Origin of the sequence: Legionella sp. PATHC039 (genome assembly GCF_026191275.1) — a bacterium.
Lineage (GTDB): Bacteria > Pseudomonadota > Gammaproteobacteria > Legionellales > Legionellaceae > Legionella > Legionella pneumophila.
Window position 1 is genome coordinate 1,258,679 of sequence record NZ_JAPHOP010000001.1, and the last position, 26,429, is coordinate 1,285,107.

Below are 26,429 nucleotides of genomic sequence, written 5' to 3' on the forward strand. Positions count from 1 at the left end.
TGTTGATATTATTCAACCCTTTTGACGGAATATATCTTAGTTATGCTTGAAAAAAATCCTACGCTCGAAAAACTGTTAAAATCTCTTGAAGACATTCAAGCGATAGATATTAAGATCATTGATGTGCATAAACAAACAACAATCACTGATTTTATGGTCGTCACATCAGGCCGTTCATCCAGACATGTCAAATCGATAGCTCAAAAAGTTTTGGAAGATATGAAGGTTGCTGGTCTGCCTTGCTTGAGTTCTACTGGAATAGAACATGGTGATTGGGCTTTAATTGATTTTGGAGACATCATATTGCATGTCATGCAACCAGAATCCCGACATTTTTATAACCTTGAAGGATTATGGGAAGAACACCCAGGTAACTCCTGACATTATCTATGCTAAAAATTACCATTATCACTCTTGGCAATAAAATGCCCGACTGGGTTAACTCTGGAGTTAATGAATACGCAAAGAGGTTTCATGATGGCATCCAGATAAAACTCATCGAAATCCCTTTGCTGCGTCGTAATAAATCCTCGGATTTAGCAAGAATACTAGAAAAAGAAAGTGCCTTGACTAAAGATACCCTTCCTGCCAATGCTCGCCTCATTGCACTGGACATGCTGGGAAAATCCTTTAGCAGCGAGGAATTAGCACTTAAGTTGACGCAATTACAACAAATTTCAAGTCACCTTTGTTTTATAATTGGCGGCCCAGAAGGATTATCCAATGAAATACTGACTCTTTGCGATGAACGCTGGTCGTTATCCAAATTAACCCTTCCTCATCCTCTGGTTCGCATTATTTTGCTGGAATCCCTCTACAGAGCATGGTCTATCATTAACAACCATCCTTATCATAAATAAGAATATACATACGTTTAAAAAATACAAAGAAAGACATTTTTATTGAGCATATTGAGCCTCGTATAGGAATGCATTAAAACGTCTCTGCCGTCCTGCAAGAGTGAGTAATTATCGGTTTCGGTATTGTATGTATCAAGAATCGGAGTAAGTTGGCAGGATAATCCGGGTTGTTATGGTAACTGGAATACAATTTATACTCGCTTTAAACACCGGAGTGAGAATGGTTTATTTTGGTTTTTAGTATAACCATTAGAACATCAGAAAAGAATTATGGCTTATAAAAGCGCAGTTACTATCATCAACATTTATCGCTATGATTCTGAGCACAAACTAATAGGCTCTTTTTGCTACATTATAAACAATATTGATATATATTGTGTTTTATGTATATAATATAATCATAAACATTTTATTAGAGGTGGTTATGGGGGGGCAGTTATATCTTAAAAATGGTAACCCTCAAAATAGGGAAAATACATGTGTTTCAGGTTACACAAAAGGACGTGATAATTATGCATTAAGTAATTTTCATGATAATAATGGTCAAGGTTTTGACTTTAATGATCCTGATATCGGAAAGGTACACTTTAGAACATCGGAACATTATCTTCATTTCCAAAAATTGACTCCCAGTGCCAAACGGGAATATCGTCAGCAATGGGAGACAATGACCAACCCAGGCGAGATTTTAGACTTCAACAAAAAGATTCCATCTCATAAATTGCGCTATCAATTTCTCCCTGGACAACCCTCTCCCGATTGGGACAGAGATAAAGTTGATGTACAAATGCAAATCAATGCAACGAAATATGCTCAATCATCTGAATTTAGAGATTCTATCCAGAAATCCATTGATATCGGAAAAGGATTCAACGACGGTCAGGGAGCAGCTGTTATTATTGAGGATACGAGTACTGCAAAAAAAGTTGAAAAAAACTGGGGAACAGGCCCCGATGGCACAGGCACAAATATTCTGGGAAATACGCAGACAGCATTTGCAAATATGGTTGCAAATGGCCAGATAAATGTTACAGAAAGAACACCATCCTTACAATCAATTAAAAACAACCCCTCTACAAAAACAAGCTACGACAAAGCAGAGATTCAATTCAAGTCAGGTTTTCAAAAAACATTAATTAAGACACGTGCAAATGCAGCTGCACAACTTGGGACGACTCCAGATAATCTTAAGATTGATACATCTCAATTAGGAACCAATTTGGTAGCTCCTGCAAAATTAGCTGGTCACGCAAACCAAGCCACAACAACCAATGACACCAGATTTGCACAACTAAGTCAAAAAATGCACTCGTCGCATTCAATAATCGCTCATAGCTCATCAACGCATACTTCAATCCTAAATTTTTCTCCTATACCGATTTCCATCAATTCTGCTGGCTTGAGCGGACTTATAAAGGCCTTAAATCAACAAAAAATTCCCGTCCTGCCAGATGGGAAAACAGAGTTTGATCAGTTTCTTTCCTCTACTGCAAGCCATAAAACAAAAATTGATGCTACTCATTTATTAACAAACTATGCCATAAAAAGTATAATGGGAAATTTAAGTACTGAAACTAACTTGTCAATTGTAGACAATATTGGAATATCTACAGCTACTGTAAAACATGATCCTCAAGCTATTAAAATCAAATTCAATAGTCCTGAAGAAGCAATGATATTTGCAAAAAAACTATCAGAACAAGGGATTAACAGCCATACTTTTCCCGGTCAAATGAAAACGCCGCAAGGTAAAAACAAAGATTGCATTTTCTTAACTCAAAGTGATTTGGAAAAAATAACAGAGAAATCCAGACTTGCTTCCAAAGAATCGGTAGCACATGCTTATCAAGCAGTTGTAACCGAATATAAGCAAAAAAAATTAGAGGATTCTCAAGATAATCAACTAAGTAGTAGAAACCTCATATAGAGTGAGTTTCTCTATAATTAAGGGATCTTTAAGTTTGTCCTCAAATAAAAGTGCATAAAAATCAAATATCAGTACCAATACAGATGCCTCTTAATTAATTGCACTTTTTAGTTTGTTAACAACCCCCTATTTTCCTGTTAAGTAGGTTTCTGTGGGAAATCATCAATGATTTGTATCAAAAGTCTATGTGGGTGAGAATAGCATCACACTGGTTATCCTATATGGCTTTGTACTCATGCTGAAATGAACATATGGCGACTTACACCGCCAGGCGTCTTCATAGACATGTCGTCAACTCGATCACATTGGGACAACTCCGTGATAATTATCCAGTGTAGCCCGCTCTTCAAGTAGCGATTTGAGCTTAATAAAGTCCATTGTTCTTACTTCAGATAATGCCGATATAGCTCCCAAATCATCACGAGATGCCGCTATGCCTGCATGCCGGCACCCCAGGGTACGATCACCGCGACCTTTATATATAGCTAAATCAACCCCCATCTTAGAATTCAGGTTAAACCAATCTTCATCCTTTTTAGTAGTCCAATTGTAGAATTGTTTCGATGATTTTGGCTGAGAGGAAAATTGAGGCACAGGATAAAAGGGTTCATTAGAGCAGTATTCATCAACAACATGCATCGGCAGCAGTTTTTGTGCACCACCAATACCTTCTCTCCACTGATTATCAATGGCATCCCAATTATCAATGGCATCTCCAGTCGGATTGGGAGCGTTTACCGAATCTACTTGCATTTTCATCTCTTTTACTTGAGTTTTAAGCTCTTTAATGATGGTATTTTCGAAATCAAAATGCTGTTCAGTTATGGTGTTCCCATTAAGTCTATAAGTGATTCCATCTGTATTAACTTTATTGTATTGAGCAAGCAATTGCACGAATACTCTCCTACTTTCTTCGTTGCTTGGTATGCACGCAATCATTGCTGTCCACATGTGTTTATCCAAGGCCCACAGTACATATTCAAAAGCACTGATACTCTCAAACTCTCGTCCAGAGCAATCTGTGACTTTACCTCTTTTGAAAATTAAACTACAGTCTTTCTGTAACATTGATTGCACCTTAGCATGCTCACCACATACTACGCAGTGCAGTAACTTACGAACATCAACCATCGGTTTAAATAATACTAAATGATGCTTTGATGTCTGAGTCAAGTTTACTAAACCACGATTTAATAAATTTTGTGCTGTTTCGATTTGGAGATTTTTGGTTAATTCATCAAACTTCTCAAATTTATCTTGCGTAAATTTCATTTTTTACTAATTTTAGTCATAATGTAAAATTATTTTACTTTAATTGGTTGTAAATATCAAGAACTTTATGAATTCAAGCAGAACATACTCCGCGGTGGAGTAATCGAGACAATAGCACATTAATGCAAAATCATACCCAAATAACATGCAGAGTAAGTATTTTATAATTGGTAAAAATCAGTAATTTCAGTTACTATTCCTACTTTTGTTTTGTCATACAACATTTTCTGCGATGTATCGGAATCAATCATTTAAAAACTATCGTGCTGAATCCCAACATCAACGATTTAGACTTAATCTATTAATTGCAATTCTGATTATTTTATCATTAATACTGATTTTAAGATTGGCCTTCCTGCAAATATCAGAATTTAAACGATACCAAACCTTATCTTTAAAAAATCAAATGAGCGTGATACCCATTGCTCCTCCAAGAGGAGTTATTTTGGATAGAAATGGAGTATTACTCGCTGAAAACATACCTGTTTATGTACTTGAAATCACTCCTGAACGTGTTAAAGACATGAAACAAACTTTAGCTAAACTTCGAGAGTTAATTCCTTCAATCACAGACGAAGACATCGATAACTTCAATAAAACCAGATTACAAAATCGTTCTTTTGTTCCCATACCTATCAAGTTAAAATTAAGCCAGGAAGAAGTGGCAACCTTTGCCAGCAATCAGTATCATTTTCCAGGTGTGAGCATTAAAGCGAGATTGATGCGTCATTATCCTCTTGGGGAGATTACTGCCCACGCTTTGGGGTATGTTGGTCGCATTAATATTCAGGAACTCAAGCAAGTGGACTCCACTAATTACCGAGCTACCAATTTTATTGGCAAGGCCGGTGTTGAAAAATACTATGAAGATATTCTGCATGGCAAAGTGGGTTATCAAATGGTAGAAACTGATGTCAGTGGCCGCACTTTAAGAATAATAAATAAAGTCAATCCTCATTCAGGAGCGAAACTGTATTTAAGTATCGATGCCAGACTTCAGGAAGCGGCTTATAATGCATTGAAAGATAAACGCGGTGCGGTAGTAGTCATAAACTCCCGGAATGGTGAAGTACTCGCGATGGTGAGTTCTCCAAGTTTTGATCCCAATATTTTTGTTAGCGGAGTCAGTAAAGCAGATTATAAAGTGTTATCCAATGCCCTCCAACGCCCTCTTTTTAATCGAGCAGTTCGAGGTGTTTACCCGCCTGCATCAACAATCAAACCGTTTGTTGGGTTGGCTGGTTTGGATAAAGGCTTCATTACCACGACCACTGAAATATATGACCCCGGTAAGTACAAACTCCCTACTTCCAGCCATGTTTACCGTGATTGGAAAAAAACAGGCCACGGGGTCATTAATTTCAAACGAGCCATTACCGTCTCTTGTGACACTTTTTTTTACCAACTAGGTAATAAAATGGGAATCTCTAACATTGAGGACATGCTTGTAAAATTTGGCTTGGGACAACTAACACACGTTGACCTTCATGAAGAAGCAAATGGAATAATACCTAGCGCTCGCTGGAAAAGACAAACTAAAGGAGTATCCTGGTATCCAGGAGATACTCTCATTTCTGCAATAGGACAAGGATTTATGCTGGCAACCCCTTTGCAAATGGCTAATGCCACAGCTTCCCTAAGCCAGCATGGACAACGATTTAGACCTCACCTACTGATAAAAACAGTAAACAGTGATACCAATGAAACGGAAGAATACAAGCCTTTTGAAGAATACCCAGTTTCCCTGAGAGATGAAGCAAACTGGGATGTTGTGATTGATGCGATGCATAGCGTACTAACCAGTAATGAAGGAACAGGCTACCGTTTTGGCAGAAATCCTCCTTACCCGGTAGCAGGAAAAACAGGTACAGCACAAGTATACAGCGGAAGACAATATGAAAAGGCAAAATACGAAGACATACCTGAGCATTTGAGGGATAATTCTTTATTTATTGCATTTACTCCAGTAGAAAAACCCGAAATTGCCATTGCGGTGGTAGTTGAAAATGATACTATCGCTTCCACTGTAGCACGCAAGGTACTTGACACTTATTATCAACTTTATCCTATTAAGAAAACACCATGAGTAGACAAACGACTAAGCCCGTATATCGTTTTACAGCAAAGTCCCTGCATCTGGATTTTCCATTACTTGGATTAATACTTACCCTTATTGCCTTCGGACTCTTGATACTTTATAGCGCTTCAAATGCCAATATGGGCATGATCATGCGCCAATCCATGAGGCTGCTCTTCGCCTTTCTAATTATGTTTGTACTGGGATTTATCCCGCCACATAAATATAAAATCTGGACCCCATGGATTTACGGGGTTGGATTAAGCTTGTTAATCGCAGTCATGCTAATGGGTAAAATTGGTAAAGGGGCTCAGCGCTGGTTAGAACTGGGGTTATTTCGTTTTCAACCTTCCGAGATTATGAAACTGGCTGTACCTATGATGGCCGCCTGGTTTTTCGACCGACAATCTCATCCAAGCAGCATACGTTCAATTGGTATTGCTTCCCTGATTATTTTTATTCCGGCTCTTCTTATTGCAAAGCAACCTGATCTAGGTACTGCAATTATGGTTACTGTTGCAGGTTTATGTGTCGTATTTTTGGCAGGAATACGTTTTAAAATCATATTATTAATTGCATTACTGATGTGCTCAGCAATTCCTGTTGTCTGGAATCTGATGCATGACTACCAGAAACAAAGGGTGTATACCCTGATTGATCCTGAACAAGATCCACTTGGTGCTGGCTATCACATTATTCAATCCAAAATTGCCATTGGCTCAGGCGGACTAATGGGTAAAGGATGGTTAAAAGGTAGCCAATCACACCTCAATTTCTTGCCAGAACATGCTACTGATTTTATTTTTGCGGTAAGTGGCGAAGAATTTGGATTTGCCGGCGGATTTGCTATTGTGGCGCTGATAGTCTTAATTTCCCTACGTAGTTTAAATATTGCCAATAATGCACAAACTACATACACGCGCCTGCTTTCAGCCAGTCTGGCCATGACCTTTTTCCTTTCTGCATTTGTCAATATTGGTATGGTCATGGGGATTATTCCAGTTGTAGGTATCCCTCTTCCGCTCGTCAGTTATGGTGGAACAGCTATGGTAACTTTCCTGGCAAGCTTTGGAATTTTAATGTCGATAAGCTCACACCGTATATTATTTAATAGCTTGAATTGATTTAATTTTTTTTGCTCTGATTTGCATAAATCATATTATGACATTTTAAAAGCTATTTCTTATGTATTTTTATTTGGGCGGTATTTTTCCAAGTTAATGCCACCCAGAGTTTTATTTTGAAATCAAATCCGCAATAGGGGAGTAACTTCTTCTATGTATTTTACAAGGACCCAAACGCATTAGCGCTTCTTTATGAACAGGGGTTGCATAACCTTTATGTTCTGCAAAACCATATCCTGGATATATTTTATCAAGAGCTACCATTTCTTCATCACGCAATACCTTGGCGAGGATGGATGCCGCACTAATTTCAGGTATCAAGCTGTCTCCCTGGACAATAGCCTTGCATGGTATGTTCAATCGAGGAGTAAAAGCTCCATCGACAACGACATTGTCTGGCTGAATGGGTAAAGATTCAACTGCCCTTCGCATAGCTAATAGAGTAGCATGATGAATATTTAATTGATCTATTTCCTCAACTTCTGCTCTCCCATAGGCAAAAGCTAACGCTTCTTCCTTTATTCTAATTGCTAATAAATTTCTTTGTTTTGGACTTAATTTTTTTGAGTCGGTAAGCCCATTTATTGGTTTTTTTAAAATAACGGCTGCAGTCACAACGGCACCTGCAAGTGGTCCTCTCCCCACTTCATCGACCCCAGCCATCAATATTTTTAGCTCAGTATTCATTTAACTGCTCCCTGCGAAAAATTAGGCGTAAGATAATAGCTATTGAATGCAAGTGCAAGACAAGAATCGACTTCTTTGATTTGAACCAATCTCAGGAGTTTGATTGGAGTTTTAAATGCCTCAATTACTGTATATCTGGCATGATAACATAGGAAATACAATTGATTTATCACTAAGGAAATGCGATCATAAGTACAAATAATTATCAATTGATGATGAGATGAATAAAATTCGTTGTGCAGTTATTGGTGTTGGTTATCTTGGCAGGTTTCATGCCCAAAAATATCAACTAATTCCTAATGCGGAGTTAGTTGCAGTTTGTGATGTAAACTCTACAGTCTGCGAAGCGGTGTCCAGTGAGTTAAATGTTCCGGCATACATCAATTACCATGACCTGTTTGGCAAAGTAGACGCTGTCAGTATCGCAGCAACTACCAACAAGCATTTTGAAATTGCAAAATTCTGTTTACAACATGGGATACATGTTCTGATTGAAAAACCGATTACTGAAACAGTGTACCAGGCTGAGGAACTGATTCGACTTGCAAAACAACATCAGGTGAAATTACAAGTAGGCCATTTAGAACGCTTCAATTCTGCTCGCCTTGCCCTGGATGAATATCTGGAATTACCATTATTTATAGAATCGCAGAGACTCGCACCTTTTAACCCCCGTGGAACTGATGTAAACGTGATACTTGATTTGATGATTCACGACATAGACATTATTCAAAATATAGTTCAGAGCCCTATTAAATCCATTACGGCTCAAGGAGCACCGGTATTAACAAAAGCAATTGATATCGCTAATGCACGCATAAGCTTTGCTAATCAGTGCGTAGCAAATGTAACAGCCAGCAGAATCAGTTTCAAAACGGAACGAAAAACAAGAATCTTTCAGGAGAATTCTTATATTTCAATTGATTACCAAAACAAACAGCTTGCCGTATTTAAAAAAGGCACGGGAGAAATGTTCCCTGGAATACCTGATATCACCAGAGATCAAAGGGAGTTTGAAAAAGGAGATGCATTACTGGAGGAAATCAGAGCTTTCTTAAATTGCATAGAAAATGATAGCGTGCCGCTTGTTACAGGTGAAGAAGGAAGGGATGCTTTGAAAACAGCCGAACAAATCACCGCTTTAATTAATAATAACCTTGTGGAACGCTATGCCGAATGCTAGTCGTGTTGTCATAGTGGCAGGCGAAGAATCTGGTGACCACCATGCTGCCGAGCTGGTAAAGCAATTAAAAGCAGTTTATCCGAACCTGCAAATTAGTGGCATTGGCGGAAAGCACTTAAGAGCCGCCGGGGTTCATTTAATTTCAGATTTAACGCGTTATGCTGTAACCGGTTTGACTGAAATAATTCCTTTCCTGAAAATATTCCATAAAGCCTTTCAAGATATCAAACAGCACCTGAGCACACAAAAACCTGATTTGCTGATTTTGGTAGATTACCCTGCTTTCAATTTGAGATTGGCCAAGTACGCAAAGAAAAAACTGGGGCTCAAAATTATTTATTACATCAGCCCTCAAATATGGGCATGGAAAGGCAAACGTATCCATCTTATTAAAGATAGCATCGATAAAATGGCTGTCATCTTCCCATTTGAAAAGACTATCTATGAAAATGCAGGTGTTCCTGTCAATTTTGTAGGACATCCTTTAGTAAAAAAGATAGCTTCTGCCAAGGATAAAAACTCGAGCAGAACTTTCTTGGGATTACCTTTAGATGAGTCAATTATTGCCTTGCTGCCTGGGAGTCGCCATTCTGAAATTGAACGCCACATACCGATATTGGTGAATACAGCAAAATTGCTGACCCTAGACAACCCCAAACTTCGATTTGTAGTCCCTATCGCTGGAACTATCAATCCTGATAAAGTAAAAGCTTATTTCAGCAATCAGAATCTTACTGTTACTTTTATCCAGGGACAGGCAATAGAATGCATGTCTGCTGCTGACTTTGTCATAGTAGCTTCTGGAACTGCCTCATTGGAATGTGCCTTATTGGAAAAACCAATGTGCATTATTTACAAATCGTCCTTTCTTACTTATGTTGCTGCCATGTATTTTATTAAAGTTAAGTTTTTGGGCTTATGTAATCTGTTAGCCAATAAAATGATGGTACCTGAATTTTTGCAATACGATTGCAATGAAATTGAATTATCAAGATATATTTCCAATTTTCATAGTGATCCTAACCAACCCAAGTCGATGATTAATCAACTGGCAAAGTTAAAGGAATCTCTGTCTTCCAGCCAGGCTGACTGCTCTCTTTTTGATCTTGTAGTGGCAGAATTGCCTGAAAAAAATGCATAGTTTTGATGTGAAAATCTAGATTATCATTTAGCCTTCATGTACAATTAATTTTGCTTTCATTTACATGTGTAAGCAATTGGACTGTATGATTTAATTAAATAATAAGGAAGTTAAGATGAATGTCATTGATACACAAGCTACAACTCAATCCACTAAACAAGAACAAGGTTTACAGGATTTAGTTTACAGTTTGGTTACCCGCTTTCTTGCTGAAAATAAATCCAAATCAATTAATGATCTCTATGATATGATCCTGTCAGAAGTTGAGCCACCTCTATTACAAGCTGTAATGGAAAAACGTCGTGGAAATCAATTACAAGCAGCCAAGATGTTGGGTATTAGTCGCGGTACGATCAGAAAGAAATTACAAAGATATTTCGGTACCAAATATTTTCGCTTAACTGAAGAGTAAGGAAAATTTAAAAATAAAAAGGCTCATAAATGAGCCTTTTTATTTTATGTTCAACTCATCCCGGATAATGACTTGTTCTCATCCGGGATTGATTGTCAGCCCAATGGAATACTAGCAGGAAACCAGGAGTCTGTTAACCCGATTCACAAAATCAGCGGGATTATCCAATTGCCCTCCTTCTGCCAACACAGCTTGTTCGAACAGCATAGTAACCCATAATTCGAATTGGTTATCATCCTGAATATCATGCAACCGCTTAATCAGGGCATGATCCGGATTAATTTCAAAAATAGGCTTGCTCACTGGAACCTGTTGACCCGCAGCTTGTAAAATTCTTTGCATTTCCAATCCCATGTCTTGCTCATCAGCAACAACACATGCAGGGGAATCAGTAAGACGATTAGTCAGCAATACATCTTTAACTCGATCATTTAGAACTGATTTAATATGCTTAATCAATGGCTCCAGGGTTTTTTCCTGTTCTTTAATTTGTTCGGAAGTTTCATCATCCCCCAATTCAATCTTGCCTTTTGAAATTGATTGCAGTTTTTTGCCTGCAAACTCATTCATATAGCCAACAAGCCATTCATCGACTTTATCACTGAGCAATAATACCTCAACACCTTTTTTCCTGAATATTTCCAAATGAGGGCTATTTTTAGCAGCATTGTAGCTGGATGCGGTAATATAATAAATTTTATCCTGCCCTTCTTTCATGCGACTAACATATTCCTCCAGCGATACTTCTTGTTTCTCACTACCGCTTGCTGTAGTAGAAAAACGAAGCAACTTGGCAATCGCTTCCTTATTAGCGAAATCCTCAATAGGTCCTTCTTTTAGCACAAGTCCAAATTCATTCCAAAACTTCTGGTAGGTTTCTTTATCATTGGTAGCCATTTTTTCAAGCATAGACAAAACACGTTTGGTGCATGCAGCTCGAATTGACTCTACTTGCTTATTATCCTGTAATATTTCTCGAGAAATATTAAGCGGTAAATCACTGGCATCCACAATCCCTTTTACAAATCGTAAATATCGGGGTAAAAATTGTGTCGCTTCATCCATAATAAATACGCGCTTTACATAAAGCTTTAGTCCATGTTTGGCTTCATGCTGCCATAAATCAAATGGGGCATGGGCTGGTATGTAAAGCAAAGTAATATACTCGTGTTTTCCTTCAACATGGTTATGAGACCAGGTTAATGGATCCATGTAATCATGAGAAATATGCTTATACAGTTGCTTATAGTCTTCTTCAGTAATTTCAGATTTCTGTAGTGTCCAAAGTGCCGTCGCCTTGTTTACTGTTTCAAATTCTTTTGATTCTTTGCCTTCCTCTGAAAGCTTTTTCATCACAATAGGCCAACAAATATGATCAGAGTATTTGCTAATAATACCGCGAATACGCCAATCACTTAAAAACTCATCGTTTTCAGGTTTTAAGTGCAAAGTAATTTCTGTACCACGGGTCAATTTTTTTTCATATCCTATAGTAAATTCACCATCACCTTTAGACTCCCATACAATTCCATCCTCAGGTTGTAATCCAGCACGACGACTTTTAACTGTTACTTTATCAGCAACGATAAACGCGGAATAAAAGCCCACTCCAAATTGTCCTATGAGTTGAGAATCTTTTGCCTGTTCACCAGTTAATTGGCTAATAAATTCTTTTGTTCCAGATTTTGCAATTGTCCCCAAATTTTCTACGGCCTCTTCCCAACTTAAGCCAATGCCATTGTCGCTGATGGTAATGGTTTGAAGCTTTTCATTAATCTGGATGCTAATTTTCAAATCAGAATCATTTTCAAACAATGAACCGTTTGATAAAGCTAAAAATCGTAACTTGTCCAAGGCATCAGAAGCATTAGAAATTAACTCTCTAAGAAAAATCTCCTTGTTGCTATAAAGCGAATGCACAACCAAATGAAGCATTTGCTTTACCTCTGTTTGAAATCCCATAGTTTGCTGCTTGCTAACCATTAAACAATCTCCCCGTTAATAGTTGTGTTCGAATAATTAACTTCTCATATAGGGTTGATCTATTAAATTTCAAGGGGATAGCGCTAAAAAAGGAGGAAACCAGCAAAAAACTCTAATCACCAATAAAGTCTTTTATCTATTGGTGATTATTCATATTGCTAATGCTTGAGACAATATTCAAAGTTTGTGTGCTGAAATTAAGCTACCCTACTGAAGGCAACCAACTCAAACCCTCTCGATTCAACACGCCCAGATCTCGGACATTGGTTTGCCAACGCGCAATATTATCTGAAACAAAAGGACCCTTGTCATGCGCATCACAAAATACCTGTAAAACACGTGGTGGGGTTGTTGGCAACATAGGTCCTGTTGAACGCCTATGAGTGGTAGTGAAGCTGCCCGCTCCTCCTAAAGCATTATAAATGGCACCTGGCCCTGAAATCTCCTCAACTAATGGTTTGTAGAATGCTGAATAGTGCTCTTTGGCAATATCTATGTACATTGCTTTAGCCTTGACAAAATCAAGTGTATGCTGATTAATCTCGGAAGGTTTATCAGAAATTAAATTTAACAACAGATCCTTCTCGCTAAATTCACTTATATGCTCATTAATGTATTTGCTTTGAGCTTCCTTTAATTTAAATACTTCCTTAAATTTGTCTGCCCCTAAAAAGTCGTATAATTGCAATAATGAATCGGAGCGAAATGCATCTTGTAATCCTTTTCTTAAATCAAATATACTTTTCTTTTCCTCTTGGCACTTATTAAAAAAAGCCGTTTGCGCAAGAGGTGTGTCTTTTAATGCTGTATATGGATCATCGTATATATTTTTCAAATGGCGGGCGACCGTATCCATCATTTTTTGAGTTCTTTTATCATTGGAATAAGCAATAATGTCCGTATTCATACAAACAGCTTCTTGCCTTCTATAATGTGGAGCTATGGGTTCACTGATAATGGAGCCCATATTGAGCATGATTGGAACTCCTCCTGTAATTTGATGTCCTTCTACTATTTTTGAACTATCAACAGGGAGATCAATATCCACATAAAACCCTTCATTGAATAACTCAGGGATCCAGCGACACAGATCGGAAGCAGCAGCAGGATTTCCTCCTTTTCCAAGGTGTGCAAGTTCAGATTTTAGTAATGGATATAATGGTGAATCGGTTTTAACACTATCAATATCAATTAATGAAATATTTTGTTTCCTGGCAAATGCCTTCATCTGGCGGTTTGCTTCTACATTTAGCAATGAACTGGAATAAATTAATCTAATTTCGCAACCAGGGTATTGTTCCCTTCTTCTTTTTAAAGCCTCCTGTTGCTTAGAAGGCATGAAAAGATCGGGCTTGATACTAAACCATATCGAAGTTTAGAAATTACGTCTTTGCCAAGAAGCAAGCCTATTCAAAAAGCAAAGCCAGAAATGGTTAATATACCACCAGAATGTACAATCAATACCTTCCCTTTTAATTCGTATTTTTCTATGTACCTTCTGGCCTCATAAAATAATTTTGCAGAGTAAATCGGATCAGCCAAAATGCCTTCTTCATAAGCCAATCGTTTAATTTCTTGTTTAATTGTTTGATTTACAGATCCAAACGATTTCGCAGTGGTTGGGTAAAAACAAGTGTAATTATCAGGGTTTACTCCTGCCCAATGCATAAGTTTTTTCTTAAAAATCTCCTCACTATCTGCTAACAATAACACATGAATAAATCCTTTATGCTGTAATTCATGAAAACCTTTAATTAGCGCGATTGCTGAAAAACCTGTACCTGCATCAACAAAGATATGATCAAAAGCAAATCCCAAAATCTTTTCATTTTCCTTGATATCATTCGCTAGAGACATTGCCCCCTTCATGGACTCCTTAACACTGGCACCTTCAGATAAAATATAACCAGTTTCTCTGAGCCCCTCAAGATACTGCTCAGCCAATTCATTGACTCGATACCATTCTTCTCGATTTATCCAGATAATTTCATTCTCATGAAGAAAAAGAATGCTTAATTTAAAATTACCCTGGATTTTTAAATGTTTGGGCTTTACTAGAAAGGCTGTCACTTTCAATTGACATTCTCTGGCCACCTGCAGAGCAGCCAATAAATTATTAGATTGAGCACCCGCAATAATAATGAGATGGCGAATTCCCTTGATTTTTAGAAACGGGATTAAACTGCTGTATTTCCTTATCTTTGTACCACTTATGCCGCAACCTAATTCATCATCTCTCTTAACATAGCACTCTATACCTTGCTTGGGAAAATGATTAAGGGCATGCACCCGACTGGACAAATTCCACATCAAATACCTTTTAAATAATTTAATGGATTCGAATAAAATTCAAACTATTTGGACTGGAAATTTCTTTATTAAATAAATAACCCGACTCAGAAAACTCTTTAATTTGTTCTATGGAGTCTATTCTATTCTGCATTATATACTTTGCCATCATTCCTCTTGCTTTTTTAGCAAGGATACCTATCATTTTTAATTCGCTATTTTTCTGTTCATAAAAATTGATAGTCACAATAGGATAACTCAATTTTTTCTCATCCACTACTTTAAAATACTCAGTTGAAGCCAAGTTAATAAGTACAGGATTACTCTGCTCTGCCAGTATTTGGTTTAAAATATTAGTAACAATTTTGCTCCAAAATGCATAGAGATTCTTACCTGCTGGATTTTCCAAATTAACTCCCATCTCTAATCTGTAAGGTTGAATCCTATCTAAAGGCCGTAAAAACCCATATAGCCCTGACAAAATTCCTAAATGGGATTGAGCGTATTCGATCTCTTCATCTTTCCATGAATTAGCATTCAATCCTTGGTACACATCTCCTTGAAATAAAAACAAAGCGGGATAAGAGTGATTCATTGGGTTATTTTTAAGATCAAAATTTTGATATCTCTCATAGTTTAATTCAGCGAGTTGTCTTGATAAATCCATTAAATCCGCAATTTGTTCCACAGATTTTAACTTCATTATTTTAACCAATTGTAGCGCTTTATCGAGCAATAAAGGATTACTGGTTTCTTTAGAGTAATGTTTTGATATGGATAATAGTTTCTTAGCTGGCGATAACAAAGTTAACATACATAACCTGCTCTATTTATTAGAATTGATATTTTTCTTTCTGCCCTTGCCCATACCGACGCGAGGATTGTGCATGAAAATTGTAATACTGTCACTGACCTTAAGCACATCCCCTTTATCATTAAGAATCTGAACAGCAATTGTATGAGATCCTCGATAGATACCATTCAATTGAAAAATCAAATTGGGCTGTGGCTCTCCTAAAGGCGCCCCATCAAAAATAAGCTGCAAATTATCCCCCGGAGACAAATCAGGTTCTATTCTGACTGCAACAACAACATAACCTTGATCATTACGAATTGTTGCTTCATTTTGCGGTTGAATAATTTCTAATTTGGCATATTTTTCCTGATCTTCCTCTTTGACACTCTTTTGTTCTTGCTCAGAGGAACCACCTGTTTCATTTGCAGGTGGTGTATAGGTTTGAGCTTCAGGAATTTTTATTTTCTCAGCACCCTGATGAGGTTTGTCGCTAAAATGAACAACACCCTGACTATCCGTCCATTTGTAAATTTGCGCGCTGGAAAGGCAAATTACCATCATCAAAAAGACGAATAGTGGCAGTTTATTCATGAATATAGACCCTTAGAGACTATAATATAACTCAAATTCATAAGGATGAGTCAAGCTCCGGATTTTAGTAATTTCCTCTTCTTTCATTTGAATATAATTATTAATAAAGTCTCTGCTGAACACATCTCCCTGTAACAAAAACTCATGATCTGCCCGCAAATGGTCCATAGCCATCTCTAATGAAGAGCAAACAGTGGGTACATCAACAAGCTCTTCAGGCGGTAAATCATAAAGATCTTTATCCATTGGCTGCCCAGGATAGATTTTCTTCTGAATGCCATCTAGACCTGCCATCATCATTGCAGAGAAAGCAAGATACGGGTTAGCTGTTGGATCAGGGAAACGTACTTCTATACGTCGTGCTTTTGGATTGCTAACGTGTGGGATACGGATAGCGGCAGAACGATTTCTTGCTGAGTAAGCCAGCAATACAGGCGCTTCAAAACCGGGAACTAATCTCTTATAGCTATTGGTCGACGGATTGGTAAAAGCGTTCAAAGCCCTGGCATGCTTGATTATCCCGCCTATGTAATATAAAGCTGTTTCAGAAAGCCCCGAATATTGATCACCGGAAAACAGATTATACCCATCTTTATAAAGCGATTGATGACAGTGCATCCCGCTTCCATTATCTCCTACCAAAGGTTTTGGCATAAAAGTAGCGGTTTTCCCATAGTTATGGGCAACATTATGTATCACGTATTTCAGAATTTGTAGTTCATCTGCCTTTTTGGTCAGTGTATTAAAACGGGTAGCTACTTCACACTGGTTAGCTGTAGCTACTTCATGATGATGTGCTTCCACAACCATTCCTAAAGATTCCAATGTGATACAAATTGCTGAACGAATATCATGAGATGAATCGACTGGAGGAACAGGGAAATAACCGCCTTTCAACGGAGGTCTATGGCCAATATTTCCGCCTTCCATTTCCTTACCGGAGTTCCAATGTGCCTCGTCTGAATCTATTTTATAAAATGAGCCGCTGATAGTAGTTTCCCATTGCACATTGTCGAAGAGAAAAAACTCAGGCTCAGGGCCAAAATTTACACCATCTGCAATACCTGTAGATTGTAAATAATTTTCTGCGCGTTGTGCGATTGAACGTGGACATCTGTCATAACCCATCATAGTCTGTGGATCAACTACATTACATCGTATAAACAAAGTGTTGTCCTGAAAAAATGGATCCGACTTAATTGAAGTTAAATCTGGCACTAAAGCCAAATCTGATTGATGAATTTTCTGCCAACCTTTAAAAGATGAGCCATCGATCATTTTTCCATTCTCAAGAAAATCATCATCAACTGCTGAAACAGGGATGGTAATGTGTTGCTCTTTTCCACGGATATCTGTAAATCTTAAATCCACAAATTTGGCGTCATGTTCTTTGATTGCATCAAGCACTACATTTTTTGTCATCTTTTGTCTCCAGGATAGTCCGCATATAGTTTACCTTAAGTGACTTATTAATCCCAATAGATTACACTCTATAGTTTTAATTTTAACAAAAATAATATGGGCGCCTACCAATATCAAGCGCTAAAAGTGAATGGCAGCATTAGCAAAGGTGTAATAGAAGCCGATTCTGAACGTCACGCACGTCAATTATTGCGAGAACAAGGACTAATTCCTACTCAGGTTCAAACATTAACCCAGCAACGTGCTGCCAGCAGCAAAAGTAAAGTTTCTGCGGCTGATTTGGCATTACTCACTAGACAGCTGGCAACACTTCTGGCTGCCGGTATTCCTGTTGAAGAATCATTGCGCGGAGTCAGCGAACAATCAGAAAAAGACAAAGTCAGAGAGCTTATTATCGGAGTTCGCTCTAAAGTATTGGAAGGGTATGGTCTTGCTCAGGCAATGGCTCAATATCCCAATGCCTTTCCAGAACTATACCGGGCAACAGTAGGCTCAGGCGAGCAGACAGGGCGTCTTGATGTTGTTTTAGAAAAACTAGCTGATTATACTGAAAAACAACAACAAACTCGACAGAAAGTGCAGCAAGCCTTGATTTACCCATTGCTCATGATCATTGTTTCTACTGCCATTATCAGTTTTTTACTTACTTTTGTTGTCCCAAAAATTATTGATGTGTTTACCGAAAGTGGCCAAACACTACCACCAATGACGCAATTACTCATTAACTTGAGCCAATTTATTAAATCTTATGGTTTGTATAGTCTAGTGACAATAATTGTAGCTCTAATTGGATTTAAAAAGAGCCTCAGTAATATAAAAATTAAAACAGCATGGCATCAATTCATGCTTAAACTACCTATCGTGTCTTATTTGGTTAAAACAATTAATGTCGCGCGATATATTCACACGTTTGGAATTCTATTTGCAGCGGGAGTCAGTGTACTTGAAACCATGCGTGTTTCCTCAAGTTTGGTAACCAATATCGTAATGAGACAGGCTTTTGATTTAGCTACTCTACGAGTCCGAGAAGGAAGTGGAATCAGTGAGGCCCTCAAAGAAACAAAATTCATTAGCCCCATGGCTATCCATCTGATAGCCAGTGGTGAGAAAAGCGGCCAACTTTCAGACATGATGGAACGCTCAGCGTCTCATTTAGATAATGAAGTAAACCGACTGATTGAAACATCCTTAACTTTATTAGAACCTATGGTTATTCTATTAATGGGTGCAGTTGTTTTATTTATCGTGCTGGCGACTTTATTACCTATTTTTTCAATGGAACAATTAGTTGCCTGATTAAGCATAGAAAGGGCTATCCGCCTCCTTTTAAAATTTAAGCCTATTCATAGGCATCAATATTTGTGTTATAATTTAACATTTAGTTTCAAGAGGTACACAAATGAATCGACAAAAAGGCTTTTCTTTGATCGAAATTATGGTTGTTGTCGTGATTTTAGGCATATTGGCATCTATAGTTGTCCCCAAGATCATGGGACGTCCGGATGAAGCCCGTAAAGTCAAAGCGAAACAAGATGTTTTAGCCATTCAAAATGCACTTGATTTATTCAAGCTTGATAATGGTTCATACCCTACAACTGATCAAGGTTTAATGGCTTTGGTAGAAAAACCAACAAGCAATCCTGTTCCAACAAATTGGAAACAATATCTGAAATCATTGCCAAAAGATCCATGGGGCAGAGAATATCTTTATTTAAACCCAGGACAACATACTGACGTTGATGTCTTTACTTATGGGGCAGCAGGACAACCTGGTGGAACAGGGATTAATGCGGAGATTGGTAACTGGGATGACCACTCATAAGGGTTTTACCCTGATAGAAATTCTTATTGTCATAGTGATTATAGGTATAACCTTAGGGTTTGCCTTAATCGCTTTTGGTGACTTCGGGGAAAGCAGACGTATACAATTTTCAGCTGAACAATTGGCAAATACCCTAAGCCTGGCTCAACAACAAGCCATTTTAGAAAGCAGCACACTTGGCTTAAAAATAGATAATAGCAGTTACCAAATTCTGAAGTTTCAGGACCAGGCTGGATGGAATCCCATATCGAACAAAGGAATTTTTAAACTCTACTATTTTCCCAAAAACGTTGTGATTAGCCTTAAAACAAATCAAAAACATACCCGAGGGAACCCTGCAATCATTATAGCGCCATCTGGTGACATGACCCCTTTTACTATAGAATTTGGTACAGATAAGGAAAAATCGATAGCCAAACTTACAGGCAGCCATAATGGTGATTTGGATTTTACCATGGCAAAATCTCAATGATGCCGAATACTAAATCAATCTCCGGATTTACTTTGATAGAAGTCTTATTGGCTCTTACTGTCATTGCAATTGCTTTAACAGCGCTTTTAAAAGCAACTGCTCAAAATACAGATAACACGCATAGAATTAAAGAAAAAACAATTAGTCATTGGGTAGCAATGCAAGGGGTAGCAATGATCCAATTAAATCTGCTGCGCACTTCTCAAAGCCAAGAATCAACGCAAGCAACAACAATGCTGGGTCAAAAGTGGTACTGGAGAGCTAAAATTAGCCAGACCCCTATAAAACGAATGCAACAGATAACCATTTCAGTCAGCTCCAAGCAAGCAGGTCCCTTTCGAGAAGAACTCATTGCATTCAGGTACTTGCAATGATTAAAAATAAAGGATTTACACTGATTGAGATATTAATTGCTCTTACTGTTTTTGCTATATTAGCAACTATTACCTCCTCAACCTTATACTACGCATTCAATACTCGAACCCGTGTTAACGCGCAGGCCGAACGCTTAAATGCACTTCAGCTGGCAATAAGTATCATTCAGCAAGATACTTCCCAAACAGTGGAACGTGCTATAAGAGGTAATGAAATGCGCCTGTTTCCAATATTTGTTGGTCAACCTCAATACCTTGAACTAACCAGGGATGGGGTGGTAAACCCCAATAATGTTGAAAAACGCAGTACCTTGGAAAGAGTCGCACTTGTTTGCCAGGATAGCAAATTACTGCGCCGCACATGGAATACTTTAGATCCTATAGACAGAAATATCTATAAAGACAAAGTGCTTCTGGATAATTTGTCTCAATGCCATTTCAACTATTTAAATCAAAATTTACAGCTTCTCTCCGAGTGGCGAGAACAGGCGGTCAATCAAAATCAGCACAGAGAACCTCTTCCCAAAGCAATCCAAATGAATCTCACTTTAAAGGACTGGGGAGATATGAACATGCTTTTTATCATACCCGGAGCACTCTATGTTTATGGGTAGTCCACCTCCAAAATCCATTGCCAGTTCTAAAATGCAAGGAAGTGCTCTTTTAACTGCTCTATTTATTATGACATTGGTTGCAATAGTTGCCACTGCCATGAGCACACGATTACAACAGGACATTTACAGAACAAGACTAGTGATTGCTCAGGATAAACTATATCTTGCTTCTCAGGCGGTTACTTTCTGGGCTCTAAATGAATTACTTGATAAAAACAACCGCTTTACAAAAACCAACCAGTTAGGGATGGTAGCCCAATACCCTAAAAATATGGAATCCATATACAATCAAGTACAATTAAGTGGTGGAATTTTTGATTTACAAGCGCGATTCAACCTCAATAACCTGATTGAGAAAAAATCCATTCCCACTTTAATGCACCTGATAAGTCACGCCTACTCAAAGGCAACCGGCCAAGAACGTGCTAATATAGCCTTGGGAGTAAAGCATTGGTTGCTTGCTTATGATCTTGGCCGAGGAGAAGATATTTATACCTCTTATTATCTCTCTCAGAAACCTCCTTACTATCCCAGCCATCAACTTATAAAAAGTAAATCTGAATTTCGATTGATAAAAGATGTAAGCGCACCCGCTTATATTGCCCTTGAGCCTTTTATCACAGCCCTGCCTGAATCAACGAGCATTAACATTAATACTGCCCCAAAGCAAATATTGATGTCATTAGGAGATGGATTAAGTGACACCCAGGCAAATGAATTAATAAATGCTCGGGGGGAAAATGGTATCACTGATCTGAAAGAGATCAACGAGTTATTAAAAAAATTCAATATTCCCAGTGACCAAATAACCATTGAAAGTCAATATTATCTCAGCGTTGCCTATGCAAAGAATGATGAATTTAGTTTAGTTGTGTATTCTTTGTTAAAACGCAGTCGTGACAGAAAGGGTAAGTTATTAACGAGCGTCATTAGAGAGAGTATTAATAATTTTTGACTTGAGCTCAAATGTTCCAAACAATATGAATACGCCAGAATCCAACTTTTATTTAATGGGTTGCCATCCGATTTTTATTTTTACCAGGAATGGGTACTTTTATTTTCTGGAAAATGTCTTTCTTGCTGAGGTTTCATTCTCCACCAATCGATATATTTTAATATAAACTGATCATTTACTATACTAACAAATATCATCAAATTCATTTGGATTTCACGATGCACTTAGTTTTATTTTCTAACTGTTTACGAGGAAAACAGCCAACATTTATGCTCGTTTTGCTTTTTAACATACCATTTTACTAACTACTTGCTATGATTAATATTATTAAAAACAGAAACAAGAAAAACCATACTGCTTCCACTGAGTTGAAATCAGAAATTGAGAAAGAGCAGGTCAAACTGCTTTTTGATCAAGTTGGTATGGCTATATCAAGTGAAGCTCTAGCAGTAACTATGCTACCTATTGCATTATGGTCTGTTACAAATCATGAGCTGCTTATTATTTGGATGATTTTTACTTATGTTTTTTCAGATCTTTATAAGAGCATGCTGCTCTTCTATTACAATAAACAACCAACATTATTTTCAACCGAAAAATGGTTGTTCCTTTTTAACTTGGGTGTTGTAAGTTCTGGCTTGGCATGGGGATTTGCCAGTTCAATTATGATTCCACCCTCAAGTACATTGCATCAAATCATTGTAGTTTTTCTTATTACAGGAGTTACAGCAGCAGCCAACTCACTCTATTCAACTGTGCGATTATCCTATTTTTTATTTCTGGTCACTGCTTTTGTTCCTTTCACTATATGGTTATTTTCAAAAGGACAAGTTTATTTATTGTTGGGGTTTTGTGGTATTATTTATATGGGGATTATGTTGTTTATTTCATATTACTCAAACAGGATTTTGATTAATACCTTAGAAATGCGCTTTAAAATCTCTAACTTGAATTCAACTAAAGATATTCTAGAAAAAAAAGTAGCAGACAGAACCAAAGAATTGGAAAAAATCCTGGCTTTAACCAAATCAACTTTAGAGTCAACAGCGGATGGTATTTTAGTTGTTGATCTCAAAGGTAATATTGAATTCTGCAATCAGCAATTTCTCAAGATCTGGGGAATTTCTCCAGGGTTTATTGACAGTCATAATGATACAGAAACAATTCAATATGTATTGAATCAGCTTAAAAATCCAGAAGAATTTTTAAAACAAATTAAAGAACTATATAATAATCCAAAGCAGGAAAGCTTTGATGAATTGCATTTCAAAGACGGTAAAATCTTTGAGAGATACTCACAACCACATTGGCTAGACAATAAAATTGTAGGGCGTGTTTGGAGTTTTAGAGATGTCACCTTAAGAACTAGATTGGCCTATCAAGCCAATCATGATTCTCTAACTGGTTTACCCAATCGTACAGCTTTATACGATAGACTGGATCACGCGATTAATTACTGTAAACGATTAAACACCTCATTATCGGTATTATTTCTGGATATTGATAATTTTAAGTTAATTAATGACAGCCTGGGCCATGATGCCGGTGATATATTATTGTATGAATTTTCCAGGCGTCTTAAAGGATGCATACGTCATAGCGATACAGTTGCTCGATTTGGCGGTGATGAGTTTGTTTTGTTATTGATGACCACTGAACCTAAAGATGTTATTTTAGTAGCGCAAAACATTTTAAAGGCTATAGCGCAACCTATCAAATTGCCTACCCAGGAAGTCATAGTGACGACAAGTATAGGAATTAGCCTTTTCCCTAAAGATGGCATTGATGCATGCGCCTTACTCAAAAATTCCGATACCGCAATGTACCTGGCTAAAAAGGAAGGGCGCAATAATTTCCAATTTTATAATAATTCGATCAATCAACAATCACTCAAACGCCTTGAGACACAAACACAGATACACAATGCAATTAAAAATAATGAATTTTTTATTCTTTACCAACCCATTTATAATTTGCGTAGCGGTGAATTAATAGGTGCCGAAGCCCTGATACGTTGGGGGCATCCTGCAATAGGACTCCTCTCTCCGGATGAATTTATTCCTATTGCTGAGGAAACCGGGTTGATTAACCAAGTTGGCGAGTGGGTGTTAAGAAATGCCTGTATTCAAAATAAAACCTGGCAGCTTATGGGGTTACCGCATATTAGTATTTCCGTTAATGTCTCATGGAGACAGTTAAAAAATAGCAATTTTATCGAGATTGCAGAATCTGTATTAAAAGAATCCAGATTAGATCCTCAGTATTTGGAAATTGAATTTACTGAAAGCACTATGATACAAAAATCAACGCCCATTGATTCGACATTAATAAAAATTTCCCAGCTAGGTATTAAAATGGCAATCGATGATTTTGGTACTGGTTACTCAAATTTAAGTTATTTAAAGGCTTTCCCCTTCAATAAACTTAAAATTGATCGTTCATTTATTCAAAACTGTACTAATAACCCAAATGATGCCTCCATAGTTGAAGCAATTATTGCCATGGCCCATAGCTTAGAACTCAAAGTATTGGCAGAAGGAGTTGACACGATTGATAAAGCATTTTTTATGCATCAGCATGGCTGTGATGAAGTGCAAGGTTTCCTGTATGGCTTACCTGTTAAAGCTGACAAATTTGCGAAATTAATGCAAAAAACTAAAATCCACCATTCAAAATTTATTAATAAGACATAAGGTTGTTGTTTCTTTTATTACTATAAAGAAAATACTACAGACTATTCATTAATTAAACTATCTCATTTAAACTAGTATTTTAAACATACAAGAAATTATAAAGTTACAACTATAATCTTCTGGATTCAGTTTTTAACTTTAGTCCTCATAATTCTCTTTGCTTTCTAATGGGCCCAAATCCTTGATCATTTTCTCTGCTTCCAATTTTTCAGGCTCGGTCAACTTGTCTTCCAAAGATTTAAGTTGTTTTGCTGCTTCCTCATTTTTATTTCCAGCAGCAATTTTTAACCAGGCGTAAGCTTTAACCAAGCTCTTGTTGACTCCTAATCCTGCTAAATACATATACCCCAACTTGGCTTGTCCAACAGGATTTCCCTGATGTGCTGACTTTCCAAACCAGTAAGCTGCCTGTTGGTAATCTTTATCAACACCTGTACCAGTCAATAACAATTGTCCTAATTGTGCTTGTGCTTCAGGTTGCCCCTTTTCTGCTGCAGATTGATACCAATAAGCTGCTTTCACAGGATCAGCATCTACACCATACCCTTTAAGATAGTAATAAGCCAAATAGGTTTGTGCGTTGACATGTCCATGATTAGCTGCTTGTGAAAACCAGTAAAAAGCAGCTTTATCATCCGCACTAATCCCACCTTCTTGGCCTGTATACAATAGACCTAGACTGTATTCGCCCTTTTCATCCCCTTGCTCTGCCGCTTTTTGATACCATTCAAATGCTTTTTTTACATCTTTTGGAGTTCCTTTACCCATCATGTACTGATAGCCCAAATTCACTTGTGCCTTGCTATAGCCTTGTTCTGCTGCCTTTTTAAACCAGGTGAATGCTTTGTCATCACTGGCAGCTACACCATCTCCTGTGGCATACATTAATCCGATATTTCTTTGTGCTATAGGATTTCCTTGCTCTGCTGCCTTCATATACCATTTGAAGGCCTCAGCAAAATCCTGAGATACCCCCTTACCTGTATCGTACATAAATCCCAAACTTAATTGAGCCAATGCATTATTTTTATCAGCTGCCTTTTGATACCAATTTCTGGCTTCTTCGTAGTTAGTTGTCACACCATATCCGTATTGATACATGCGTCCCAATAAATACATGGCTTCCTCATTACCTTCTTTGGCAGCCTGCATTAAATGTGGGTAGGCTGTGGTGTAGTCGCCATTTTCAAATGCTGCAAAACCAACTAACTCATCAGCCCAAACAACAGTATTAATCGCCAGTAATACAGCTAACAAAAAACCGCGCATACTTGCTCCATTTTATTTCCTTTTAATTTAAGCGTAGAATAAACAAACAACAAAGCAAGTAATCGATCAATTTAAGATATAAAACAAGCCAGACACATAATCGAAAACAAAATATCTTAATCTTAATAAATACTATATTCCATCGATTAAAGTTAAACATATTTTATGGCAATGAAATATATAAGATGGAGATTTTCTTAAAACTATAAAAAAACTAATAATGCCCCAGTCATCAAACAAACACTATTTCTGACATAATACGCAAAACTATTCAACTAAAAAAAACAGGGTATCGCACATTGAAAGTTATGCAGAATCTAGGTTGGTTGACGGAACAAGGAACTATAAAAGAAGAAAATGGGATAGGAAGACTATTAAAAAATTGAATTATGTGTAGTAGTTCAAATCTGGTGATACTAATCAGTTCTTGGCGCCAAGCTTTGCCTGGTGCCAAGAACGTCTTATG

25 protein-coding genes are annotated in these 26,429 nt (G+C 37.4%); 16 read left to right on the plus strand and 9 right to left on the minus strand.

Going from position 1 to position 26,429, the window contains the following annotated elements:
• Positions 1 to 42: 42 nt before the first annotated feature.
• The 4 genes from rsfS (at position 43) to OQI99_RS05705 (ending at position 2,787) form a co-directional block, all read left to right on the plus strand.
• Positions 43 to 381 carry a ribosome silencing factor gene (gene rsfS / locus OQI99_RS05695; RefSeq protein WP_011213673.1) on the plus strand — a complete coding sequence of 113 codons (339 nt, stop codon included), beginning with the start codon at positions 43 to 45 and terminating at the stop codon, positions 379 to 381.
• A gap of 8 nt (positions 382 to 389) precedes the next feature.
• Positions 390 to 860 carry a 23S rRNA (pseudouridine(1915)-N(3))-methyltransferase RlmH gene (gene rlmH, locus OQI99_RS05700; protein ID WP_061475988.1) on the plus strand — a complete coding sequence of 157 codons (471 nt, stop codon included), beginning with the start codon at positions 390 to 392 and terminating at the stop codon, positions 858 to 860.
• 123 nt (positions 861 to 983) lie between these two features.
• Positions 984 to 1,106 carry a transposase gene (locus OQI99_RS16235; protein WP_080445702.1) on the plus strand — a complete coding sequence of 41 codons (123 nt, stop codon included), beginning with the start codon at positions 984 to 986 and terminating at the stop codon, positions 1,104 to 1,106.
• 130 nt (positions 1,107 to 1,236) lie between these two features.
• On the plus strand, positions 1,237 to 2,787 hold the full coding sequence (locus tag OQI99_RS05705; protein ID WP_265731472.1) for an NADAR family protein: 1,551 nt from the start codon (positions 1,237 to 1,239) through the stop codon (positions 2,785 to 2,787).
• A 300-nt stretch (positions 2,788 to 3,087) separates the two neighbouring features.
• On the opposite strand, the gene OQI99_RS05710 is transcribed toward OQI99_RS05705, so the two are convergent.
• Positions 3,088 to 4,059 carry a hypothetical protein gene (locus OQI99_RS05710; RefSeq protein ID WP_061481460.1) on the minus strand — a complete coding sequence of 324 codons (972 nt, stop codon included), beginning with the start codon at positions 4,057 to 4,059 and terminating at the stop codon, positions 3,088 to 3,090.
• A 232-nt stretch (positions 4,060 to 4,291) separates the two neighbouring features.
• Between OQI99_RS05710 and mrdA the strand changes: the two genes are divergently transcribed.
• Positions 4,292 to 6,145, plus strand: a complete 1,854-nt coding sequence (mrdA, locus tag OQI99_RS05715) for a penicillin-binding protein 2 (RefSeq protein WP_265731473.1) — start codon at positions 4,292 to 4,294, stop codon at positions 6,143 to 6,145.
• A complete protein-coding gene (gene rodA / locus OQI99_RS05720; RefSeq protein ID WP_010947104.1) occupies positions 6,142 to 7,260 on the plus strand; it encodes a rod shape-determining protein RodA in 1,119 nt (372 codons plus the stop codon). The genes mrdA and rodA overlap by 4 nt, the downstream gene beginning before the upstream one ends.
• A 111-nt stretch (positions 7,261 to 7,371) precedes the next feature.
• Here the strand turns inward: rodA and rnhB are convergent, their stop codons facing one another.
• Positions 7,372 to 7,947: a ribonuclease HII gene (gene rnhB, locus OQI99_RS05725; RefSeq protein ID WP_265731474.1), complete on the minus strand. Its 576-nt coding sequence runs from the start codon at positions 7,945 to 7,947 to the stop codon at positions 7,372 to 7,374.
• Positions 7,948 to 8,167: 220 nt separating this feature from the next.
• Between rnhB and OQI99_RS05730 the strand changes: the two genes are divergently transcribed.
• The 3 genes from OQI99_RS05730 (at position 8,168) to OQI99_RS05740 (ending at position 10,683) form a co-directional block, all read left to right on the plus strand.
• Positions 8,168 to 9,130 (plus strand): Gfo/Idh/MocA family protein, encoded by a 963-nt coding sequence (locus OQI99_RS05730; RefSeq protein ID WP_061513506.1) that lies wholly within the window; start codon positions 8,168 to 8,170, stop codon positions 9,128 to 9,130.
• A complete protein-coding gene (gene lpxB / locus OQI99_RS05735) occupies positions 9,117 to 10,271 on the plus strand; it encodes a lipid-A-disaccharide synthase (RefSeq protein WP_265731475.1) in 1,155 nt (384 codons plus the stop codon). The genes OQI99_RS05730 and lpxB overlap by 14 nt, the downstream gene beginning before the upstream one ends.
• A 115-nt stretch (positions 10,272 to 10,386) precedes the next feature.
• On the plus strand, positions 10,387 to 10,683 hold the full coding sequence (locus tag OQI99_RS05740) for a helix-turn-helix domain-containing protein (protein WP_010947100.1): 297 nt from the start codon (positions 10,387 to 10,389) through the stop codon (positions 10,681 to 10,683).
• Positions 10,684 to 10,794: 111 nt separating this feature from the next.
• On the opposite strand, the gene htpG is transcribed toward OQI99_RS05740, so the two are convergent.
• The 6 genes from htpG to glnA form a co-directional block, all read right to left on the minus strand.
• On the minus strand, positions 10,795 to 12,666 hold the full coding sequence (gene htpG / locus OQI99_RS05745; RefSeq protein WP_265731476.1) for a molecular chaperone HtpG: 1,872 nt from the start codon (positions 12,664 to 12,666) through the stop codon (positions 10,795 to 10,797).
• Positions 12,667 to 12,868: 202 nt separating this feature from the next.
• Positions 12,869 to 14,035: a glycosyltransferase family 88 protein gene (locus OQI99_RS05750; RefSeq protein WP_265732353.1), complete on the minus strand. Its 1,167-nt coding sequence runs from the start codon at positions 14,033 to 14,035 to the stop codon at positions 12,869 to 12,871.
• A 41-nt stretch (positions 14,036 to 14,076) separates the two neighbouring features.
• Positions 14,077 to 14,976 (minus strand): pyridoxal-phosphate dependent enzyme, encoded by a 900-nt coding sequence (locus OQI99_RS05755; RefSeq protein ID WP_265731477.1) that lies wholly within the window; start codon positions 14,974 to 14,976, stop codon positions 14,077 to 14,079.
• A 19-nt stretch (positions 14,977 to 14,995) separates the two neighbouring features.
• On the minus strand, positions 14,996 to 15,769 hold the full coding sequence (gene yaaA / locus OQI99_RS05760; RefSeq protein ID WP_011946392.1) for a peroxide stress protein YaaA: 774 nt from the start codon (positions 15,767 to 15,769) through the stop codon (positions 14,996 to 14,998).
• A gap of 12 nt (positions 15,770 to 15,781) precedes the next feature.
• A complete protein-coding gene (locus OQI99_RS05765) occupies positions 15,782 to 16,342 on the minus strand; it encodes a DUF4124 domain-containing protein (protein ID WP_265731478.1) in 561 nt (186 codons plus the stop codon).
• Between the two features lie 12 nt (positions 16,343 to 16,354).
• Complete coding sequence (gene glnA / locus OQI99_RS05770) at positions 16,355 to 17,764, minus strand: type I glutamate--ammonia ligase (protein ID WP_265731479.1); 1,410 nt, start codon at positions 17,762 to 17,764, stop codon at positions 16,355 to 16,357.
• A gap of 96 nt (positions 17,765 to 17,860) precedes the next feature.
• On the opposite strand from glnA, the gene lspF reads away from it, so the two are divergent.
• From lspF to OQI99_RS05805, 7 genes are all read left to right on the plus strand, one after another.
• Positions 17,861 to 19,060: a GspF family T2SS innner membrane protein variant LspF gene (lspF, locus tag OQI99_RS05775; protein WP_265731480.1), complete on the plus strand. Its 1,200-nt coding sequence runs from the start codon at positions 17,861 to 17,863 to the stop codon at positions 19,058 to 19,060.
• Positions 19,061 to 19,163: 103 nt separating this feature from the next.
• Positions 19,164 to 19,586 (plus strand): GspG family T2SS major pseudopilin variant LspG, encoded by a 423-nt coding sequence (gene lspG / locus OQI99_RS05780; RefSeq protein WP_061513498.1) that lies wholly within the window; start codon positions 19,164 to 19,166, stop codon positions 19,584 to 19,586.
• Complete coding sequence (lspH, locus tag OQI99_RS05785) at positions 19,573 to 20,058, plus strand: GspH family T2SS minor pseudopilin variant LspH (protein ID WP_195911915.1); 486 nt, start codon at positions 19,573 to 19,575, stop codon at positions 20,056 to 20,058. Before lspG ends, lspH begins: the two co-directional genes overlap by 14 nt.
• Complete coding sequence (gene lspI / locus OQI99_RS05790; RefSeq protein WP_265731481.1) at positions 20,055 to 20,432, plus strand: GspI family T2SS minor pseudopilin variant LspI; 378 nt, start codon at positions 20,055 to 20,057, stop codon at positions 20,430 to 20,432. The genes lspH and lspI overlap by 4 nt, the downstream gene beginning before the upstream one ends.
• Positions 20,429 to 21,046, plus strand: coding sequence for a GspJ family T2SS minor pseudopilin variant LspJ (gene lspJ / locus OQI99_RS05795; RefSeq protein WP_265731482.1), 618 nt, complete (start codon positions 20,429 to 20,431; stop codon positions 21,044 to 21,046). Before lspI ends, lspJ begins: the two co-directional genes overlap by 4 nt.
• Positions 21,033 to 22,001 carry a GspK family T2SS minor pseudopilin variant LspK gene (lspK, locus tag OQI99_RS05800; protein WP_265731483.1) on the plus strand — a complete coding sequence of 323 codons (969 nt, stop codon included), beginning with the start codon at positions 21,033 to 21,035 and terminating at the stop codon, positions 21,999 to 22,001. Before lspJ ends, lspK begins: the two co-directional genes overlap by 14 nt.
• A gap of 314 nt (positions 22,002 to 22,315) precedes the next feature.
• Positions 22,316 to 24,694, plus strand: a complete 2,379-nt coding sequence (locus tag OQI99_RS05805; RefSeq protein WP_265731484.1) for a bifunctional diguanylate cyclase/phosphodiesterase — start codon at positions 22,316 to 22,318, stop codon at positions 24,692 to 24,694.
• Between the two features lie 138 nt (positions 24,695 to 24,832).
• Here the strand turns inward: OQI99_RS05805 and OQI99_RS05810 are convergent, their stop codons facing one another.
• Positions 24,833 to 25,963, minus strand: coding sequence for a tetratricopeptide repeat protein (locus OQI99_RS05810; protein ID WP_061513493.1), 1,131 nt, complete (start codon positions 25,961 to 25,963; stop codon positions 24,833 to 24,835).
• Positions 25,964 to 26,429: the final 466 nt, after the last annotated feature.

Excerpts from the sequence above, each read along its gene's own strand:
- rsfS (WP_011213673.1), top strand. The coding sequence starts at position 43 with ATGCTTGAAAAAAATCCTACGCTCGAAAAACTGTTAAAATCTCTTGAA.
- rlmH (WP_061475988.1), top strand. The coding sequence starts at position 390 with ATGCTAAAAATTACCATTATCACTCTTGGCAATAAAATGCCCGACTGG.
- OQI99_RS05710 (WP_061481460.1), bottom strand. The coding sequence starts at position 4,059 with ATGAAATTTACGCAAGATAAATTTGAGAAGTTTGATGAATTAACCAAA.
- mrdA (WP_265731473.1), top strand. The coding sequence starts at position 4,292 with ATGTATCGGAATCAATCATTTAAAAACTATCGTGCTGAATCCCAACAT.
- rodA (WP_010947104.1), top strand. The coding sequence starts at position 6,142 with ATGAGTAGACAAACGACTAAGCCCGTATATCGTTTTACAGCAAAGTCC.
- rnhB (WP_265731474.1), bottom strand. The coding sequence starts at position 7,947 with ATGAATACTGAGCTAAAAATATTGATGGCTGGGGTCGATGAAGTGGGG.
- OQI99_RS05730 (WP_061513506.1), top strand. The coding sequence starts at position 8,168 with ATGAATAAAATTCGTTGTGCAGTTATTGGTGTTGGTTATCTTGGCAGG.
- lpxB (WP_265731475.1), top strand. The coding sequence starts at position 9,117 with ATGCCGAATGCTAGTCGTGTTGTCATAGTGGCAGGCGAAGAATCTGGT.
- OQI99_RS05740 (WP_010947100.1), top strand. The coding sequence starts at position 10,387 with ATGAATGTCATTGATACACAAGCTACAACTCAATCCACTAAACAAGAA.
- htpG (WP_265731476.1), bottom strand. The coding sequence starts at position 12,666 with ATGGTTAGCAAGCAGCAAACTATGGGATTTCAAACAGAGGTAAAGCAA.
- OQI99_RS05755 (WP_265731477.1), bottom strand. The coding sequence starts at position 14,976 with ATGTGGAATTTGTCCAGTCGGGTGCATGCCCTTAATCATTTTCCCAAG.
- yaaA (WP_011946392.1), bottom strand. The coding sequence starts at position 15,769 with ATGTTAACTTTGTTATCGCCAGCTAAGAAACTATTATCCATATCAAAA.
- OQI99_RS05765 (WP_265731478.1), bottom strand. The coding sequence starts at position 16,342 with ATGAATAAACTGCCACTATTCGTCTTTTTGATGATGGTAATTTGCCTT.
- glnA (WP_265731479.1), bottom strand. The coding sequence starts at position 17,764 with ATGACAAAAAATGTAGTGCTTGATGCAATCAAAGAACATGACGCCAAA.
- lspF (WP_265731480.1), top strand. The coding sequence starts at position 17,861 with ATGGGCGCCTACCAATATCAAGCGCTAAAAGTGAATGGCAGCATTAGC.
- lspG (WP_061513498.1), top strand. The coding sequence starts at position 19,164 with ATGAATCGACAAAAAGGCTTTTCTTTGATCGAAATTATGGTTGTTGTC.
- lspH (WP_195911915.1), top strand. The coding sequence starts at position 19,573 with ATGACCACTCATAAGGGTTTTACCCTGATAGAAATTCTTATTGTCATA.
- lspI (WP_265731481.1), top strand. The coding sequence starts at position 20,055 with ATGATGCCGAATACTAAATCAATCTCCGGATTTACTTTGATAGAAGTC.
- lspJ (WP_265731482.1), top strand. The coding sequence starts at position 20,429 with ATGATTAAAAATAAAGGATTTACACTGATTGAGATATTAATTGCTCTT.
- lspK (WP_265731483.1), top strand. The coding sequence starts at position 21,033 with ATGTTTATGGGTAGTCCACCTCCAAAATCCATTGCCAGTTCTAAAATG.
- OQI99_RS05805 (WP_265731484.1), top strand. The coding sequence starts at position 22,316 with ATGATTAATATTATTAAAAACAGAAACAAGAAAAACCATACTGCTTCC.
- OQI99_RS05810 (WP_061513493.1), bottom strand. The coding sequence starts at position 25,963 with ATGCGCGGTTTTTTGTTAGCTGTATTACTGGCGATTAATACTGTTGTT.